A 17,873-nucleotide genomic window follows, 5' to 3' on the forward strand; every position below is an offset into this window, starting at 1 on the left:
TCAGTTCATCGACGGCATCGAGCAGACCGAACCGACCAACGACGAGGAATCCTCCATCACCGACCGGAGCGCCGCCTGAACCAGCGATCACTCATACACCAGACTTGACCATAACTCGGTCGGAGGTCGAGGAAGTCGGAAGCCTTACCGTGAAGCAGACGGGCACGGTGATCGTCTTTCTATATCTGCGCCCCGGAGAGTTTTGTTCTTCCCTTCGTTTTCGCGGGTTCCTGCGGCGGCCCGGGCGCGTCGAGTGCCCGTTAGAAATGTTCAGTCCGTGGGACCAGGACCGCATCGTGGAGGCCTGCCGGGCATTCCACGAACGCTACGGCGAGGACAGCAGGGAGCCGCCTCGGCCTGCTTCATGGCATGACGGGGTCGGGCCAGGGTAACCCACGGAAACTCCTCAGGAGATAGCGCGGGGCATGGCACGGGTGAATCGCCATCATTTCTCGGAGCACGTCCGGCATGTCACGCATCGATTTCACTGGAAGGGTCCCTGCTGAAGCTCCGTCGGGATCGAAAGCAGTGCCGTTGCCGGGTGTATCAGGCGTTGTGCTTATTCTGCGAATTCAGGCTGCATTATGACGGGGAGACCCATCCGGAACCTTGAGTAGACGCTGTTTTGGAGTAGATGCTAGGCATCCATGGCTGATACCCGCTACATCACCGCCAACCGTCTGACCGAAGAGTCGCAGGCGATCCAGAGGCGCGGGCGCAACCTGGTGCTGCTCCTGGGGTTGCCGGTGGCACTCGGGGCGTTCTTCGTGCATCCGCTGGTGGGGCTGGTGACGCTGGCGGGGGTGGTCGCGCTGGTGGGCCTGGTGGGCGGCAGCGCGGTGATCGAGGCGGGGGCGCGCGGCGAGGATGCGGCGCTGGAGTACCTGGCGGAGCTGCCCGACTCGTTCACGGTCTTCAACCAGGTGGATCTGCCGGATGAGCGTTCGCGCACGGGCGTGACCGAGGCGGATCTGGTGGTGGCGGGGCCGGAGGCGCTGTTCGTGATCGAGGTGAAGCACAACAGCGGGGCCATCGACTGCGACGAGCAGGCCTCGCAGTGGACGGTGAGCAAGACCGGGCGGCGCGGCAGTCGTTATACCAAGCAGATGCGCAACCCGGTGCGGCAGGTGAAGAAGCAGGTGTGGCTGCTGAGCGAGTACCTGAAGGGCCGCAAGGCCAAGCGCTGGATCCAGCCGATCGTGCTGTTCACGCACCCGGAGGTGTCGCTGGGGCGTTCGGGCGAGCTGTCGGTACCGGTGCTGACGGGGCCGGAGCTGGTGGACTACATCCGCCGCTTCCGCCCGGAGCGCCCGCGCCCGGTGAAGGAGAACACGGTCCGGGCCATCGCGGCGCTGAAGGGCTGAAGGGCCGAAGCCGGGCGGGACCGGGGTCCGGGCAGGGCCGGGCGGTCCCGCGCGATGGGTTACTCCTCGGCCGGCTCGCCGGTGACGAGTTCCTGCATGAGGGGCCGGATCTTCTCTTCGGTGGGGCCGAACTTGTCGGGGCGCCCGCCGCCGCGACGGGCATCGTATTCGGCGGTGCCGATCAGCTGCTCCTGCTCGTACAGCCGGGCGTCGAAGTAGGTGAGGTACATGGCCAGGTCCCAGGTCCAGTTGGCGGTGAACTCCAGGTGGTGTTCGGCGTCCGCCGGCCGCGTACCCCGGTACAGCTCGGACTCGATGCCCATGTCCTCGAACATGCCCACCAGCGAGTCGTTCAGCTCCTCCATGTGCACGTCCGGGTTGTGCTCCACGTAGACCTTTTCGATGGCCTGGCGCTCCGGCACGGGCTCGACATGCTGGGAAATGGCGCAGCCGGAGGCGAACAGGGCGGCAAGGATGGCGGCGGGCAGTCGGAGCATGGCGTGGTTTTCCCCTGTTGAAAAAGCGTGAAGGCTATCACGCTCGCGCGGGGCTGGAGGAAGGTCGGCTCGCTTGACGGTCTTCGATGTGTTCGCTAATTTCAGTTTTAACAGAAATTCGAGAACGGACTGATGCAGCTGAGCCCGACCATGGAAAAGTTCGTCCTGCACTGGGGCGAGATGGGATCGCGCTGGGGCGTGAACCGCACGGTGGCGCAGATCCATGCGCTGCTGTACCTGAGCGAGCACCCGCTGACCGCGGAGACCATCGCCGAGACCCTGGGCGTGGCCCGTTCCAACGTGAGCACCAGCCTGCGCGAGCTGCAGTCCTGGGGGCTGGTGAAGGTGGTGCACGAACTGGGTGACCGGCGCGATCACTTCGTGTCGCAGAAGGATGTCTGGGACATCTTCATGACCATCCTCGAAGGGCGCAAGGAACGCGAGCTGGACCCGACCCTTACGACCCTGCGCCAGTGCGTGCTGGACAGCGAATCCGATGCGCAAACCACCCCCGAGGCGAAGGCGCGCATGAACGATACCCTCGAGTTCCTCGAGCAGCTGCTTGGCTGGTACGAGCAGATGCGGGGACTGGACCGCGAGACCCTGGTGAAGCTGATGAAGATGGGGGCGCGGATCCAGAGCCTGCTGGGCAAGTAAAAAAATTTGCCCGGTAGTTTCTGTATAGACAGAAACAACCGAAACCAAGGAAAAGGAGTCATGCCATGGAAATCCAGCCGCTTGTCATTCTCGGGGTCCAGCTGGCCACTGCACTGGGCATCAGTCTGGTCGTCATTCATCTGATTCAGCCGGCCCTTGAGCCATTGCTCGGGGAGGTGTGCGGCAGCGAGGCCGCGGCGCGCTTCTGGGTCAACTTCACGCGGCTGATGGTGCTGATCGCACCGCTGCTGCAGGTGATCCTGCTGGCGGCCGAACATGGCGGCATGGGCTCCGTCGAGCTGATCCGCGGGACCCTGTTCCACGCCCTGGGAGGTGTGTTCCTGGCCCTGTCGGTGATCGGCCTGGTGATCTGGAAGGTCGCGCTGGTCGACCGCGCCCGCGGCGCGGCCGGCGGCGAATGAGCGCGCCGGGGGTAACGGGATGCGCATTCTGCTGACCGGAAGCACGGGTTTTGTCGGGCGCCATCTGGAGCGGGCGCTGCGCGAGCGCGGCCACGAGGTGGTCGGATGCGCGCGTGGCGCCGCACCGGTCCACTGCGATTTCACTCGGGATCATCGGCCGGAGGACTGGCTCGGACGTGTGACGGGCATGGATGTCGTGATCAATGCCGCCGGCATTGCCCGTGAGCAGGGTGCACAGTCGTTCGCGGCCTTGCATGAGCGCGCTCCGGCCGCCCTGTTCACGGCCTGCGAGCAGGCCGGGGTCGGCCGCGTGATCCAGATATCGGTACTGGGGGCGGACCCGGCCGCCGACGACCCCTGGCTGCGCAGCCGGGGGCGCTCGGATGCGGATCTGGCCGCCAGGCCGCTGGACTGGCTGATCCTGCGGCCGTCCATTGTGCATGGCGAAGGCGGGGCCAGTACCGGCTTTCTGCGGGCCCTGGCGGCTTTGCCGTGGGTGCCCCTGGTGGGCGACGGCGGGCAGATGCTTCAGCCCGTCCATGTCGATGACCTGGTGCGCGCGGTGGTGCAGGCGGTCGAGTGCGGCGAGCCGCGCTGCCAGGTGCTGGACTGTGTGGGGGCCGAGCCGGTGACGCTGGCGCGGGTGCTGGCCCGCTGGCGCGCCTGGCTGGGGGCGGGGCGCTGGAGAGCCCTGCCGGTGGCGCCGCGGCTTGCGCGCGCGGGGGCGGCGCTGGCGGGCCGGCTGCACGTGGCTCCGGTGAACGGGTCGATGGTGGACCTGTTGCGGCGGGGCAGCACGGCCCCGGTGGAGCCATTCGAGCGCGGGTTCGGGTGGCGCCCGCGCGGTTTTGCCGGGGCGCTGGCGGCCCGGCCGTCCAGCGAGGCGGAGTTGTGGCATGCGCGGCTGTACGGTCTGCGCCCGCTGCTGCGCTTCGCGCTGGCCTTCGTCTGGATCTGGACCGGGCTGGTGTCGGCGTTGCTGCATCCGCCTCAGGCCAGTCTGGACTTGCTGGCGTCGGCCGGTCTGACGGCCGCCCCGGCCGTTACCGCTCTGTATGGTCTGGCGCTGGTGGACGTGCTGCTGGGCCTGGCACTGCTCGCGGGCTGGCGGGTGCGCGAGGTGGCGTGGATCCAGGTCGTAATGATGGCCGGTTACACCCTGGGCGCGGGGCTGCTGCTTCCGCAGCTGTGGATCGACCCGTTCGGGCCGCTCAGCAAGAACCTGCCCCTGATCGTGGCCACGCTGATGCTGATCGCAATGGAGGGGCCCCGGCGATGCTCTACCTCGGACTGAAGACGCTGCACGTGCTGGGGGCGATCCTGCTGTTCGGGACCGGTCTGGGCAGTGCGTTCTACAAGTACATGGTGTGGCGCAGTGGCAGCGCGGCGGCCATTGCGGTCACCGACCGTCTGGTGGTCCGTGCGGACTGGTGGTTCACCACCCCGGCGGTGATCCTGCAGCCGCTGACCGGGTTCGCGATGGTGTGGCTGGCCGGCTGGCCGCTCGACAGCGCATGGCTGTTGTGGACCGGTGCGCTGTACCTGCTGGCCGGGGCCTGCTGGCTGCCGGTGGTCTGGCTCCAGTTGCGGATGCGCGAGACCTCGGCCCGCGCGATCCGCGAGGGCGTCGATCTGCCACCCGCCTACGCCCGCCGCATGCGGCTGTGGTTCTGGCTGGGCGTCCCGGCCTTCTCGGCGATGCTCGTCGTGGTGGCCCTGATGGTGTTCCGCCCGGTGTGACGGCCCCGCACCGGGGCGGGGACGTCACGCACGCGAATCAGCGGGCGACGGGTACGCGGTCCCAGTACTGCATCGCCGAGAACTCGCCCTCGAGCCGGAATCCGTCGCTGGCACCCATGTCGTCCAGCGGGGTGGCGATGCCTTCCACGTCCAGGTGGCCGTGGAACGTGCCGTCCGGTTCGGCGGTATCCAGCCGGACCTCTCCGCTCAGGCCCTGGCCGACGGTCAGGAAGGAGATGTCGCCGGGTTTGCTGACATCCCCCACCAGCAGGTGCGCGGCCAGCCGGCCTTCGGCCTCGGTGCTGCGCGGGTCGGCGATCTCGAGGGTACCGGTGTCATCGGGAACGCCCGCACCCACCCGGGTGAAGATCATGCAGGCGGTGGTCTCCAGTTCCGGCAGGAAGGCCTCCACCACCAGGGCGAAGCCGTCGCCTCGCTGCGGATCTTCCTGGCCGCCCCAGGCCGCCTGTCCGAGCAGTGCACCCGAGTGGGCCCCTTCCAGGGCCCCGTCGAAGGTCGCCTGCTCGTCCAGCATCGCCGCCAGCTCGTCGCGCGGCATGTCAGAGGGCAGGGGGAGGCAGACATCCAGCATGTCGGCCAGCACGGGCGGGGTGCGGAGGTATTCGAAGGCGGCCGCGCCGGCGCGCGGGTACTCCTGCAGGGCGGCGTAATCCGGTGCGTCGGCGTCGTCGCTGAATTCGGTGACCTCGATCCGGTAGGCGATGCCCGAGGCCTGGCCGGGTGACTGGTCTTCTTCCAGTGCCCAGTCCTGGGCCTCCATGGTTTCCAGGGTGTCGGCGGAGGTGTGGAAGCCCTGAAGTTGCAGGCCGGCCGGCATGCCGAGCGGTTCCAGGGCCTCGCCGAGGGTGTGGAGGTAATGGGTCTCGAGGCCGTCCGGGACGTTGGGCCCGATGGCCATGCGGAACATGCCGGGGCTCAGCTGCAGCAGCGCCGACGAGAAGGGCACGTCCTCGTACACCCACACCGTTCCGTGGTTCACCGAGAACAGGGCCTCTTCATCGTCGCTGTCGAGGTTGGTCATCTCGGTGACCGCGGCCAGGCGGTAGCCCTGTGCCGTCTCCCCGGCGATCTCGCGCGTCTCGCCGGTTGCGGCCACATGTACGCGATATTCTTCCACTCGCCGCTGGTTGTCGAACATGTCCTGGAACGTGTGCGGCGGTTCGATCTGTTCGCTCTGGAACACCGGCAGCAGAACCCCCAGCTCCTGCTCCTTGCGATACAACTCGCCATCCAGGGCCGGTCCGGTGAACAGGTCCTCGCGCCCGCCGAGGCCGGAACGGTAGTCCTCGTCGGGATGGATGCGGGTGATCTCCGGGCCCTGGGTCACCGTCCAGCGGATCTCGTCGCCCTGGATGTCGGTCAGCACGCCGTAGCGGTAGTGATCGCCCCCGCCATCGAGGGCGAGGGGTTCGAGCTGGATCGGCGACTCATCCGCCGAAGCGGTGAACGCGGTGATCGCCAGTGCGGGCAGGCCGAGGGCCAGCACCAGCGAACGGCTGCGGAAACGGGTCTTCGCGGGCATCGAACATCTCCTGGCTCGGGACGGTCCTGTTGCATGCTCAACAGGCTCAATATGGCACCGTCCCCGGAGATGTGCCCCCTCCAAACGAGGGGGGTATCAGTTGCTGAAGAGGGCCTCCAGCTCGTCCTCGCGGCTGCGCACCGCCTCCATGTCCTGCTCGGGCACGTCGGGCGCGAGGTTGTGCAGCATCTCGCGCTGCTGCTCCAGGGCGTCGCGCATGGTCGCCTTCTGTTCCGCCGGCATGTCCGGATCGTCCTCGATGCGCTGCAGGCTCTCGTCCAGCTCGCGCTCCATCTCCGGGAGCCGGCGTTCCATCTCCAGCGCATGCCGGGCGTTGAAGATCTGCGAGCCAATCTCGGTCAGCTCGTGGCTGCTGTCGAAGCCGTGACGCGCGGCGATCTCCTCCACCTCCTGCTCCATGCGCGCCACCTCTTCGATGGCCTGACGGACCTCCGCCATCGAAACCTCGTCATCCTGCGCGTCCATCTCCGGTTCCTGCACGTCGGGCTGCTGCGCGCTCCACTCGTTGAGTTCCTCGGTCGCCGCCAGCCAGCGGTCGATCGTGTCGCCGTCCAGCGCGTGCGCGGGCGCGGCCAGCAGCGGCAGGAACAGCGCGAGCATCAGCAATGGTTTCGTGAAGCCCTTCATGGCAAGTCCTCGGTTCGCGGGGTTCGGTTTTCGGAGTGTACGGCGCCATCGTTGCGCCATGCCAGCAGGTCCGTCATTGCCCGCACGAGCTGCCACTGGCCGATGAGTCCGACGCCGTGCGGGTCGATGTGGGAGAAGCCGTCGATGCGGTGCAGGTCGGTGTCGCCGATGGCTCGGGCGAGGCGCGTGCTTTCGGTATGCGGGATCATGGCGTCGTCCCGGCCGTGGATCAGGAGGGCGCGGCCGGAAAGATGCGAGAGGTCCCGTTCGGCGAGGGAGTGAGCCTCGATGGCTTCCCGCGCGCTGGCCGGCAGGTCATCCAGCAGCTGCGGTACGCGCTCGTGGTCGTCGTTCAGGATGAGCGCCAGCAGGCTTCGGCCCTCCGTGCCGAGTGGGTCGCTCAGGTCGTCGATGGGGGCCTCGGGGTCGGCGGCGCGCCGGCGGGCGATTTCGTCGAGTAGCGCGCGGTCCGCGCGGTCATCGAGCACGTGCAGGTTGCCCCACAGGAAGAACCACTTCGCCAGCGGGTCGGGCGTGCGCGTCTGCCACCGGTTCGAGCCGGGCTCCCGGTAGGCCCCGGTGGTGGCGAAGGTGATGACGTTCCCGGTGTCGTAGTAGCCGCCGATCCCGACCAGGAAGTCGATGGCTTCCTGCCCCTCCGGCTTGAGTGTGGCCAGCACGGCCAGGCCCACGGCGTAGGAGATGGCGGCGACTCCCACGTTCTGGTCGTCGGGAGCGCGCTCCGGTTCCAGGCGGGCGAGCAGGGCGGCGGCATCACCGATGGCCGCGGCATCCTCGCTGCGCACGCTGAGCACCCGTGAGCCCTGCAGGTCGGGCACCAGCACCAGAAACCGCGCCCGCGCCAGCGTATGGGCGAGCTGCACCAGCCGCGGGTCGTCCTTGCCCTGCGGCGTGAAGCCCGGCACGAGGACGATGCGCGCGCCCACCTCCTGCCCGGGATGGTACAGGTCGGCGGCGATGTCACCTTCGTCCGTCGTGAACGTGAGTGTTTCGCGCGCGGGCTCGGGGGTGCGCTCCTTCAGCGCGCTCGGCCCCGCGCCGGCCTCGATGTCCTGGAGCACGCGCATGGCCTCCCAGCCCTGCGCGGCGATCCAGCCGGCGAAGATCCCAAGGCCCAGCAACAGCACAGCCGCGATGCGAAGCATGCTCTTCCCCCGTCATTCCGGACTTGCTGCCTCGGGAGTATGGGGCAATCAACGGGTGGCCGCCCGTCGAAGGGCCCCAGCGGGCCCCCCGGTGGCGGAAAGCGGCGAGCTCGTGGCCTTCAGCCTGTCTATCCTCGGGTTGAAGGCATGGATCCGCGTTTGCGTGACCCGGCCGCGGCGAGAGGGGCAGAACGATGACGATCAGCACTACATTGCAGGAATTTCTCGACGAGCGGGACGTGAATTATGACGTTGTGGGCCATCCGCGTGCGGTTTCCGCCAGCCGGACGGCCGAAGCCGCCCACGTACCCGGCGATGAACTGACCAAGGGTGTGCTGGTGGAGGATGCCGGCCATTACATGCTGGCGGTCCTGCCGGCCACGCGCCGGCTGCAGTTCGGCAAGCTGCACTACATGCTCGGGGAGCATGTGGGGCTGGCGACCGAAGAGGAGGTGCGGTCGGTGTTCCCGGACTGCGAATACGGGGCGGTGCCGGCCCTGGGTAGCGCATGGGGGCTGGAGGTCCTTCTGGATGAATCGCTCGCGGCGCAGGACAGGGTGTATGTGGAGGGGGGCGACCACGTCTCGCTGATTCGGCTGGACGGTCCGGCGTTTCGCAACCTGCTCGGTCATTGCCGCTACGGGGATTTCTCACGGCATATCTGAGCCCGGCCGCGCTGCAGTCGGGCAGGCCGCCTACGGGCTGGTCTGCGCGGGTGGATCGAGCCGGGTCTCGAGTGCCTCGCGCAGCTTTTCGGCACTGGGCTGCGCCCTTTCCACGATCTCCTCGACCCGGTTGAAGTCGAGCAGGCGGATGTCCGCGGTGCCGGCCTCGAGGAAGAGATCGGGCGGGTCGTGTTCGCGCATGTGGCGGATCTGCGAGCTCTGCATGATGCTGAAGGTGGTGAACAGCAGATCGGTCAGGCCCGGTGGATCGTTGGGGGTCTGTTTGCGGCTGGCGGAGACGTCGACGGCGATCACGAAGTCGTGCTCTTCCTGCAGCAGATTCCAGGGGAGCGGGTTGGACGTGCCGCCGTCGATCAGCAGCCGGTCGTCGCCCTGCGGCACCGGTTCGAACAGGCCGGGGACGGCCATGCTCGCCTCGATCGCGGTGAACAGTTCGCCCTCGTGGAGGACCACCGGTTCGCCGCTCCAGTAGTCGGTGGCCACCACCGACAGGGGGATGCGCAGATCGTCAAAAGTCCGGGCATCGGTGTGTTTGGCGAGGAATTCGAGGAATTCGCTTGAGTCGAGCACGGCGTTGCGCCCGAGGCGCAGCGGGATCAGCTCGGTGAGTTGCACATCGGCCTCGACCAGCCCGGAAAGGGCATCCATGCGCGAGCCACCGAAGTCGTCGAAGACGTCCAGGATCTCCTCGGCGCTGAGGCCGGCCGCGTACAGCCCCCCAATCACCGCACCAATACTGGTGCCGCTGATGTGGTCGGGTTCGACATCGAGGTCGTCGAAGACCTGCAGGATGGCGATGTGGGCCAGCCCCCCGGCGCCACCGGAGCCGAGTGCGAGACCGATGCTCGGCCGCTCGGGCTGCTTCTCCGCGCCCTGCAGGGCCGGTGCGGCGAGCAGCGTGGCAATCGTCAGGGCGGCGATAATCAGGCGGCTCGTCATTGGCGGCTCCGGTGGTTCGGGCAGCTCCGCTCAGTAGTGCTCGATGAACAGATCGATGGCGGGGCTCAACGCCCCGGCGTCGCCGCTCAGAAGCTGGCGGGGGCGGCGGTCTTCGGTGTGTCCCGGCGGGCCAGGCGGCGAAAATGCGGCACGAAGGTCTGCAGTGCGGCGAGACCATCCCTCGTGAGGCAATAGCCCTCCGGGGTCACCCGAATCCAGCCGCGTCCGACCGCCCCCGCCAGAGCTTCGTGCTGGCTCCCTGGCTCGCCGCGTTTGGCCCAGGCATGGACCACGGGCGCCGGCAGGATATGCTCGGGTGCATCGGCGGGGTCGCCCAGCCAGTGGTGCAGGGTGGTAAGCCGGGCCACCGCCGAGGTTGCGGCGATGATCTTGTGTTCGGTGGTGGTGTTCATGGCGAACCTCCCGAATATCATGCGTGTACTTCAGAAGATAGCGGAGCGGCGAGACCTTTCCATCAGCCGAATGTCCGAGTTCGCCATGTGCGGCCCGGAATTGCGGTCTTTTTACGGTCCGGACGCTCGAAACCAAAAACGCCCCGACCTCCGGGGGAGGACGGGGCGCCGAGCACACAGGGGGATGGGTGCTCACCAGTGACGTTAGACCCTCCCCCGGGGTACGGCAATCGACGCAGGTCACACACCCGTGCGTCCCGCGCGGGCGGCGCCAGGGAATGTGAGGGGAGCAAGGGTAGAGGCAGCTCCCGGGTATTCTCCCAAACCGAATGGATGTGCCGGGGCAGTTTGCGAGGGGCTGGTATACTTTCGTCCCTTGTTTTCCCGCATCCTCGATCGATGAAAGGACAGTGAATGCCCCATGCCTCACCGAACCCCCTGAAATCCCTTACCAACGAAAAACTGGCCGGGCTGAGTACCCTGCTCGTCGTGCTGGCGGCGTTTTCATGGGGGCTATCCGGCGGAATCGGCGGCATTCTGACGGGGCAGGGCTGGGATCCCGTGGTGGTGTCGTTTTATCGCGGTGCGATCGGGCTACTGTTCGTGCTCGCCTGGCTGGCATTGCGTCCGCAGGGCAGCGGACTGGGCAGCGGTCGCATGTGGCTCTGGTCGGCGGTGGCCGGCCTGGGCGTGGCCGGCAACTTCACGTTCTATTTCCTGAGTATCGCGGAAGGCAGCGTGGCCGTGGCCGCGACGCTGATGTACTGCGCGCCGGTGTTCGTGTACCTGGTTTCGTTTGCGCTGGGGCTGGAGCGGCCCACGCTGTTCAAGTGGGTGGCGATCGTCATGGTCCTGCTGGGCGTGGTGCTGCTGACCGGGATCTACGACATCGGCGCCGGGGACGTGACCCTGATCGCCGCGGGTGCCGGTCTGGCCTCCGGCCTGTCCTACGCGGTGTTCATCTTCGGTTTCAAGTTTGCTGCGCCCCATGGCAGCCCGCAGGCGATCCTGGTGATCGCGTTCGCGGTCCTGGTCCTCATCCTTTTCTCGCTGGGTGATCCGGGGCAGATGGTGGACGTGCTGAGCACCTCGAGCTGGCCCCTGTTCGTGATCCTCGGCGTGCTGGGCGCCGGTCTGTCGTTCATCTTCTACATCGTCGGTCTGAACTACACGGCGCCGGCGGTGGCCTCCATCGTGGCCATGGTCGAGCCGGTGACCGCGTCGCTGTTCGGTGTGGTGTTCCTGGATGAATCCCTGGCGGCGGTCCAGATCTTCGGGATGGCGCTGATCCTGCTGACCGTGACGGGGCTGAGCCTCCATTCGAGTCTGCAGGCGAAAGCCGTTCCGCCACAGCCGCGTTCCGACTAGCTTCGTCCATTGACGGACCGGCGTGCATGCCATCGCGCCGCGAGACTGTTACATTAAAACTGGGGGTTTTCCCCGGGGGGTCTTTGGCCAGGAGGGTTACGACTATGCCCGCAAGGTTCTTGCGCAGCACGGCGGCGGTCGTTTCCACCGTGATCCTGCTGAGTCTGAGTGCCGTGGCAACCGGCGGGGAAACCCCGGTGGTCCTGGAAATGCCCTCCGGTGATGCGGCCGAGGCCGCATACTGGGCCGGCGAACCGGACAAGCCCGCCGTGCTGATCCAGCACGGCTTCCTGCAGACCCATCACTTCCCCACCGTGCGCCGGCTCGCGGTGGCACTCGCGGACGCGGGGTTCCACGTGCTGACCCCCACGCTGACCCTGGGGATCGACCGGCGCACCGCGAGCCTGCCGTGCGAGGCGGTGCATACCCACGGCATGGAGCAGACGCGGAACGAAGTCGCTGTCTGGGTGGACTGGCTGCGGGAAAAGACCGATCAGGAACCCGTCGTGATCGGTCACAGTGCCGGCAGCGTCAACCTGCTGGCTTACCTGGCGGATTCCGCGAACACTCCGGTGGCCCACGCCATCTTCATCAGCGTGACCTATTTCGGCCATGGCGAGGCCGCATTCGAATCGGCCGAAGATGCCGCCCGCGCCCGGGCGTCGCTCGAACGCGGTGATGCCGGACTGGAGGAGTATTCCCTGGGGTTCTGTCGTCAGTACGTCACGACGCCCGAGGCGTACCTGTCCTACTACGACTGGGACCGGCAGCGGACGGAGCGGGCCCTCGAGCTGAATACCGTGCCTTCCACCCTGATCGCGGGCAGTATCGATGACCGGATCGATCTGGACTGGATAGAGACCCTGCGGCGCCATGGAGTGGAGGTCCGTATCGTGGAAGGTGCCAACCACTTCTTCGACCGGATGCACGAATTCGACCTGCTGGAGGAGGTCGAGCAAGTGCTCCGGGAGCGTCACTCGCAATGATCCCCGGCCGTACGCTTTCGATCACGCATTACGCCCTGCTGCTGGCGGCGGTGTCCTTGCTGATCGTGGCCGGTTTTGGTTTCTACACCTGGCACAAGGTCGACCAGCTGCGCGGCGAAATTCAGGAAAGTGGCCGCGAGGCCGCGCGCCAGGAGCTTGCCGAGGCTCTGGATCACGTCCGCGAGCAGGCAGACCGTCAGGCTTCCCGGTTCGCGCGCTGGGAGGAAGTGCGCCAACAACTGGGCACCCCGCACTACTATGCCTACTGGAAGAGCCACCGCATGCACCAGGCCGGGGTCCTGGCGGACAGCGTCGTGGACGCGCGGATTTATGATCGAGATGGAGCGCCGCTGCCCGGGCCGGATTCCGAAGGCTTGCCCGCGGAGCTCGAGTTGCCGCCTCCGGCGCCACGCGCGATGCCGGGCGATGAGGAACCGTTCCTGGTGACGTTCGAACCGGTTCCCGTGCCCGACGGGGCCGAGCCATCGGGATTCGTCGGTCTGCAGACCCGGTTTCTCGACGCGCTCCGCGAGGGCCACGCGTACCGCTATGTCGATCCCGAATCGATCCATTTCGATCTCGGCGAGCAGGATGCGGTCCCCGCAGGGGATCTCCTCGGGCAGGCGCGCTTCGAGCTGCGCTCGAACCCGATGGCCGATCAGCTGGACTCGCTTCTGCTCGACGCGTTGATCAATTTCGCGGGCATCCTTCTGCTCCTCACCGGGGCCCTGTTCTCTTCACTGGTCTACGTGATCGTACGCCCCCTGCGAACCATTGCCGGACATATCGACCGGCTGCGCGAAAGCGCCGGAAGCCTTGTGCTGAAACGAGTCAACGGCTGGCTGCCCATCGCGGAAACGGAAAAGATCCGGGAATCCCTGAACTCCTACCAGGCCCGGCTCCACGATGTTCATTCCAGCCTGGAGAGGAACAATCGCGAACTCTCGCGCATGGCGTACCACGATGCCCTCACCGGAGTGCGTAACCGGCGGGCATTCGAGGAATACTGGGAAACCGTGCCAGGGATGGTGACCCGCCATGGTGATCCGGTGTGCTTCGTCCTGTTCGACATCACTCACTTCAAGGCGATCAACGACAGTTACGGCCACGAGTTGGGAGACGCCGTCCTGAAGGCGGTCGCGCAAAGCATTGGCGAGGTCCTGCGGGAAGGGGAGCCGCTGTTCCGGATCGGTGGCGACGAATTCGCGGCGATTTTCCTGGACTGCGACGAATCCGGTGCCCGAAACATGGGAGAGCAGGTCCAGGAACGCATCCGGGCCACCGATTTCGCCGCGTTCGGGGTGCGGGAGCCGATCAAGATCAGTATTGGCATGGCCGTCGCGCCCGGCAATGACGAACAGGCCCTGAGAGCCCTGCCGTGGCAGGCCGACGTAGCCATGTACAAGGCCAAGCGCCCCGCGTCTTCGCATGTGGTGCTGTTTACGCCGGAACTGGCGGACGACACGCGGGGCATCTATTCGAACTGGGTCAACAACGCGGTGTACGAGGCCGTGACCCGGGGAACCGGGATTCGTATGGCCTACCAGCCGGTTGTGGCTCTGACCGAGTGCCACCCCTCGTATTTCGAGGCCCTGGTGCGCATCGAACACGAGGGCGAGATGATCGGCCCCGCGGATATCTTTCCCGTGGTCGAGGCGCGCCGGCTGGAGGTCGAGCTCGACCGGGCGGTATTGAGCCGCATTCTCCACGATCTGCAGGCCGCCCGGATTCCGCCCGGTCTCGGTGTCTCGATCAATCTGTCGGGCCCCACCATCGTGAACGCCGGGGTCGTCGAGTGGATGGAAGACTTCGTGCCCTTCCTGCAGGAACGGACCATCGTTCTCGAGGTGACGGAGACCGCCCTGATCACCGAGATCGGAACGGCAACCGAGATCCTCCAGCAACTGCGCCGGCTGGGCTTTCTTGTCGCGCTGGACGATTTCGGCAGTGGGTATTCCTCGATCCGCTATCTCGCCTCCATGCCCGTGGACAAGGTCAAGTTCGACATCAGCCTGATACGCAGCCTGGATGACCCGGAGCAGCACCACATTGTCGAGGGCCTGCTCCAGATGATCAGCGACGCGGGCTACGCCACCGTGGCCGAAGGCATCGAGACCGCGGAACAGCTCGACCGGGTGCGCGACCTGCGGTTCGACTTCGCCCAGGGCTACTATCTCGGTTATCCCTCTTCTCCCTCGCAAGGCCTGCCGACCGCTCTCCCGGTGCCGGCGGGCGCTGACCTGAAATGGGGACAGACCTGATTCCCCGGGCCGGTCGATCGGCCGGAACGTGGCAACGGACGCAATATGCAGAGGCAATATGAACCTGATCGTCAGTGAACTCGAGGGCAGGCCCGTCGCCCGGCAGCCTGTCGAGGTAGTGGAGCGCAAGGGGCTGGGGCATCCGGACACGCTGTGCGATGCGCTGGCCGAGGAGGTGAGCCTGGCGCTGTCGCGGGAGTACCGCGAGCGCTTCGGCTTCGTGCTGCACCACAACGTGGACAAGGTGCTGCTGCGCGGCGGCGCCGCCCGCCCGGCCTTCGGCGGAGGCGAGGTGGACGAGCCGATCGAGCTGTACATCGCCGGGCGGGCCACGCGCGAGTATCGCGGCGCGACCGTGGCGGTGGACGAGCTGGCGGTGGAGGCCTGCCGTGCATGGCTGGCCACGCACATGCCCGCGCTGGATGTCGAGCGCCACGTGCGGGTGCACTCGCTCATCCGTCCCGGATCGCAGGACCTGGTGGAGCTGTTCGAGCGTCAGCGGCGGGATGGCGTGCCGCAGCTGGCGAACGACACCTCGCTGGGAGTGGGCTACGCGCCCCTGAGCCCGCTGGAGCGAGCAGTGTTCGCGGCCGACATGAGCCTGTGGTCGGAGGCGCCGCCGGCGCGTGGACAGGACGTCAAGGTGATGGGGGTGCGCAGCGGCGAGGACGTGTCCCTGACGGTGGCCTGCGCCTTCATCGGGGCGCACCTGGCGGACCGGGACGCCTATCTGGCCTCGCGTTCGGATGCGACCCGGCAGGTGCGGCGCGTGGCCACCGAGGCCCTGGGCCGAGAGCCGGACGTGGCGGTGAATACCGCCGACGATCCCGACGCGGACAGCCTGTACCTGACCGTCACCGGCACCTCGGCCGAGGCCGGTGACGACGGGCAGACCGGTCGCGGCAATCGGGCGAACGGCCTGATTACCCCGTCGCGCCCGATGACCATCGAGTCCTTCGCCGGCAAGAATCCGGTCACCCATGTCGGCAAGCTGTACAACGTGACGGCCACCCATATCGCCGAGGCGATCGTGGCGGAGATCGACGAAGTATCGGATGCGCAGGTGGTGCTGGTCAGCCAGATCGGCATGCCGGTGGACCAGCCGCAGATCGCCGATATCCGCCTGCGCGCCGAATCCGCGGAACAGGCCGCGGCCCTGGCGCCCCGCGCCGAGGCGATCGCGCGCCATCATCTCGCCCGGGTCGGTTCCCTGTGGGAAGGCCTGCTTTCGCAGAACCTCGCCACCCAAAGCCTGTAACCCTCGAATCGATCGCTCAACAGCCTGGCATTGTCCTTGCGTGATCCAGGCTGAGGGGAGCGGACGCGTCGAATTTTTGTCGTTCGCGCATGCCGGACCCCGCGATCACAAAATGGCGGTCCTGACGCCATGGAGGAGGGTAACGAGATGATCAACCTGCTAATCACCCGTCGGCAACTGTTCCTGGCGGTCTTCGGGGCGCCGATTGCAACGGTGCTGCTGTTCGTCCTCGGCGTTTATTCGGGCGCCGCGATCGGTGCGCCGAACCACACCGGTGTCGAGGATCCGACGCCATCGGTGGCGGCTGACGCCAGGGACGAGGCCGATGTTCGCGCGTTCTCGCCCGCCGCTCTGGCCGCGCGCCTGGAACATGATGCCGGGCCCGCCGAGCCGGTAACCCCGATGAACGTCGAGAAATCGGCGGAGGCGCATGATGAAGCCGATGCCAGCGAGCGATACTCGATCCAGGCGGGCGTGTTCTCCGAACGGGCGAATGCAAGGCAGCTGAGCAGGGAACTGGGGACGCGCGGCTATGACAGCCAGCTGGAGGTCGTGGACGTACCGGAACACGACAGCGAGCACTTCCGGGTCCGGATCGGCTCCTTCGACAGCCGCGCAGCCGCGGAGGAAGCCATGGAGGCCTACCGGGACGACCAACAGGCGGATGCCTTCCTCGTGTCCCGGGCGCCGGACCGCTCCTAAGTCGTCGGCAGGCACTCGGGCAGGGAGGCCTCCAGCGAGCGCGGCGTGATGCCGAGGTCGGCGAAGGTCGCGCAGGTGCCGCTGGTGATCGTGTCCTGCTGCATGAGGTAGACCTGGTCCCGGGTCAGGGGCGCGCGGGGCAGCCATGAAGTCAGCCCGGCGGCGAGGTGCCAGAGGAGAAACGGTACCGGCACGAGCACCCGGGGCTGCCCCAGGTGTTCCAGCACCCGGTTCACGATCTGGCGGTACTCCAGGATGTCCGGGCCGCCGAGCTCGAACACCCGGTGTCCGGCCGGCGGCTCGTTGAACAGGGTGGCCACGGCCTGCGCGACATCGGCCACGTGCACCGGTTGCAGGCGGGTGTCGCCGCGGCCGAACAGCGGCACCATCGGCAGCCGCGCGAGGGCTGCGAGGTTGCGCAGGAACGCATCGCCCGGGCCGAACAGCACGCTGGGCCGGACCATCAGGGCGTCGCGGAATTCGGTGGTCACCGCGGCCTCGCCTTCGCCCCGCGCACGGATGTAGGCGGAACGCGAACCAGCGTCGGCGCCGATGCCGGAGATGTGCACCAGGTGCTCCACACCGGCCTCGCTCGCCACCCGGGCGAGCCGGGCGGCGCCCTCCACGTGGATGGTGGTGAAGCGCAGGTCGCGCTGCTCCACGTACAGGCTGACGGCGTTCACTACACCTTTCGAACCCGCCACGGCCCTGGCCACGTCGTCATCGTTGCGGATGTCGGCGCTGCAGTGTTCCACCCGCTCGTGCCGTTGCAGGTCGGCCGGTAGCGCCGGGCGGCGAGACGCGATGCGCACGGCGTGTCCGGCATCGAGCAGCTGGTACACGATCGTGCGGCCGAGAAAGCCGGTGCCGCCGAATACCGTGACCTGAACCTCGTCCACGGGGAGTCTCCTTCACCGTCCGTGAGCCTCGTGAGCCTGAAAGGCTCGCCGCCGGCTACAGGCCGATCAGCTGGGCGTGCACGCCGCTGGCGGTGACCGTGTCGAGCAGGCGATGGCTGTTGATCCGCTCCGGGTCGTATTCGACCACGACGAGGTGTGGTTTCTCCTCGTGGCTGGATGCCGCCATCACGCCGCTCATCTCGCGCAGCTCGTCCTGGATACGTTCGCGGGCCTCGGCGTTGATGGTCTCGTCGATGTGAATGGTTACATCGACCATGTTGTTGCTCATGATGGCCTCCCGGGTTCAACCCTGCGCATGTCTTT

The 17,873-nt window shown here is 67.1% G+C and carries 19 protein-coding genes; 11 read left to right on the forward strand and 8 right to left on the reverse strand.

The features are described from left to right. The first annotated feature begins 647 nt into the window (after positions 1 to 647). Entirely contained in the window at positions 648 to 1,364 is a 717-nt protein-coding gene (locus D893_RS11930; protein WP_024329707.1) for a nuclease-related domain-containing protein, read from the forward strand. A 59-nt stretch (positions 1,365 to 1,423) separates the two neighbouring features. Here D893_RS11930 and D893_RS11935 read toward each other — a convergent pair whose 3' ends face one another. Beyond that, on the reverse strand, positions 1,424 to 1,861 hold the full coding sequence (locus D893_RS11935) for an Sbal_3080 family lipoprotein (protein WP_024329706.1): 438 nt from the start codon (positions 1,859 to 1,861) through the stop codon (positions 1,424 to 1,426). Between the two features lie 132 nt (positions 1,862 to 1,993). On the opposite strand from D893_RS11935, the gene D893_RS11940 reads away from it, so the two are divergent. The 4 genes from D893_RS11940 to D893_RS11955 all read left to right on the forward strand — a co-directional run bounded on the left by D893_RS11940 (position 1,994) and on the right by D893_RS11955 (position 4,680). Next, positions 1,994 to 2,518, forward strand: coding sequence for a GbsR/MarR family transcriptional regulator (locus tag D893_RS11940; RefSeq protein ID WP_018947853.1), 525 nt, complete (start codon positions 1,994 to 1,996; stop codon positions 2,516 to 2,518). 65 nt (positions 2,519 to 2,583) lie between these two features. Next, positions 2,584 to 2,940, forward strand: a complete 357-nt coding sequence (locus D893_RS11945) for a hypothetical protein (protein ID WP_018947854.1) — start codon at positions 2,584 to 2,586, stop codon at positions 2,938 to 2,940. Between the two features lie 19 nt (positions 2,941 to 2,959). Beyond that, positions 2,960 to 4,234, forward strand: coding sequence for an SDR family oxidoreductase (locus tag D893_RS11950; RefSeq protein WP_024329705.1), 1,275 nt, complete (start codon positions 2,960 to 2,962; stop codon positions 4,232 to 4,234). Next, positions 4,216 to 4,680, forward strand: coding sequence for a DUF2269 domain-containing protein (locus D893_RS11955; RefSeq protein WP_018947855.1), 465 nt, complete (start codon positions 4,216 to 4,218; stop codon positions 4,678 to 4,680). The genes D893_RS11950 and D893_RS11955 overlap by 19 nt, the downstream gene beginning before the upstream one ends. Before the next feature lie 37 nt (positions 4,681 to 4,717). Here D893_RS11955 and D893_RS11960 read toward each other — a convergent pair whose 3' ends face one another. The 3 genes from D893_RS11960 to D893_RS11970 form a co-directional block, all read right to left on the reverse strand. After that, entirely contained in the window at positions 4,718 to 6,223 is a 1,506-nt protein-coding gene (locus D893_RS11960) for a hypothetical protein (RefSeq protein WP_110619906.1), read from the reverse strand. A 96-nt stretch (positions 6,224 to 6,319) separates the two neighbouring features. Next, positions 6,320 to 6,871 carry a hypothetical protein gene (locus D893_RS11965; RefSeq protein ID WP_024329703.1) on the reverse strand — a complete coding sequence of 184 codons (552 nt, stop codon included), beginning with the start codon at positions 6,869 to 6,871 and terminating at the stop codon, positions 6,320 to 6,322. Further along, complete coding sequence (locus D893_RS11970; protein WP_110619907.1) at positions 6,868 to 8,037, reverse strand: RNA methyltransferase; 1,170 nt, start codon at positions 8,035 to 8,037, stop codon at positions 6,868 to 6,870. The genes D893_RS11965 and D893_RS11970 overlap by 4 nt, the downstream gene beginning before the upstream one ends. 194 nt (positions 8,038 to 8,231) lie before the next feature. Here D893_RS11970 and D893_RS11975 point away from each other — a divergent pair, with 194 nt between their 5' ends. Next, positions 8,232 to 8,702 carry a YbaK/EbsC family protein gene (locus D893_RS11975; protein WP_110619908.1) on the forward strand — a complete coding sequence of 157 codons (471 nt, stop codon included), beginning with the start codon at positions 8,232 to 8,234 and terminating at the stop codon, positions 8,700 to 8,702. A 30-nt stretch (positions 8,703 to 8,732) separates the two neighbouring features. On the opposite strand, the gene D893_RS11980 is transcribed toward D893_RS11975, so the two are convergent. Both D893_RS11980 and D893_RS11985 read right to left on the reverse strand, forming a co-directional pair. Beyond that, positions 8,733 to 9,662 (reverse strand): patatin-like phospholipase family protein, encoded by a 930-nt coding sequence (locus D893_RS11980; protein WP_110619909.1) that lies wholly within the window; start codon positions 9,660 to 9,662, stop codon positions 8,733 to 8,735. Between the two features lie 86 nt (positions 9,663 to 9,748). After that, positions 9,749 to 10,075, reverse strand: coding sequence for a hypothetical protein (locus D893_RS11985; protein ID WP_110619910.1), 327 nt, complete (start codon positions 10,073 to 10,075; stop codon positions 9,749 to 9,751). Between the two features lie 414 nt (positions 10,076 to 10,489). Between D893_RS11985 and D893_RS11990 the strand changes: the two genes are divergently transcribed. The 5 genes from D893_RS11990 (at position 10,490) to D893_RS12010 (ending at position 16,650) form a co-directional block, all read left to right on the forward strand. Further along, a complete protein-coding gene (locus tag D893_RS11990; protein ID WP_018947868.1) occupies positions 10,490 to 11,443 on the forward strand; it encodes a DMT family transporter in 954 nt (317 codons plus the stop codon). Between the two features lie 119 nt (positions 11,444 to 11,562). Next, a complete protein-coding gene (locus tag D893_RS11995) occupies positions 11,563 to 12,429 on the forward strand; it encodes an alpha/beta hydrolase (RefSeq protein ID WP_018947869.1) in 867 nt (288 codons plus the stop codon). Next, positions 12,426 to 14,690, forward strand: a complete 2,265-nt coding sequence (locus D893_RS12000) for a bifunctional diguanylate cyclase/phosphodiesterase (protein ID WP_018947870.1) — start codon at positions 12,426 to 12,428, stop codon at positions 14,688 to 14,690. The genes D893_RS11995 and D893_RS12000 overlap by 4 nt, the downstream gene beginning before the upstream one ends. Before the next feature lie 58 nt (positions 14,691 to 14,748). Further along, entirely contained in the window at positions 14,749 to 15,948 is a 1,200-nt protein-coding gene (locus D893_RS12005) for a methionine adenosyltransferase (protein ID WP_110619911.1), read from the forward strand. A gap of 147 nt (positions 15,949 to 16,095) precedes the next feature. After that, positions 16,096 to 16,650, forward strand: coding sequence for an SPOR domain-containing protein (locus tag D893_RS12010; RefSeq protein WP_026289070.1), 555 nt, complete (start codon positions 16,096 to 16,098; stop codon positions 16,648 to 16,650). On the opposite strand, the gene D893_RS12015 is transcribed toward D893_RS12010, so the two are convergent. Beyond that, positions 16,647 to 17,549, reverse strand: a complete 903-nt coding sequence (locus tag D893_RS12015; protein WP_110619912.1) for a complex I NDUFA9 subunit family protein — start codon at positions 17,547 to 17,549, stop codon at positions 16,647 to 16,649. The genes D893_RS12010 and D893_RS12015 overlap by 4 nt on opposite strands. 55 nt (positions 17,550 to 17,604) lie before the next feature. Beyond that, a complete protein-coding gene (locus D893_RS12020; RefSeq protein ID WP_018947873.1) occupies positions 17,605 to 17,838 on the reverse strand; it encodes a hypothetical protein in 234 nt (77 codons plus the stop codon). Positions 17,839 to 17,873 lie beyond the last annotated feature (35 nt).

This window comes from Thioalkalivibrio sp. ALE21, assembly GCF_003208255.1.
GTDB lineage: Bacteria > Pseudomonadota > Gammaproteobacteria > Ectothiorhodospirales > Ectothiorhodospiraceae > Thioalkalivibrio > Thioalkalivibrio halophilus.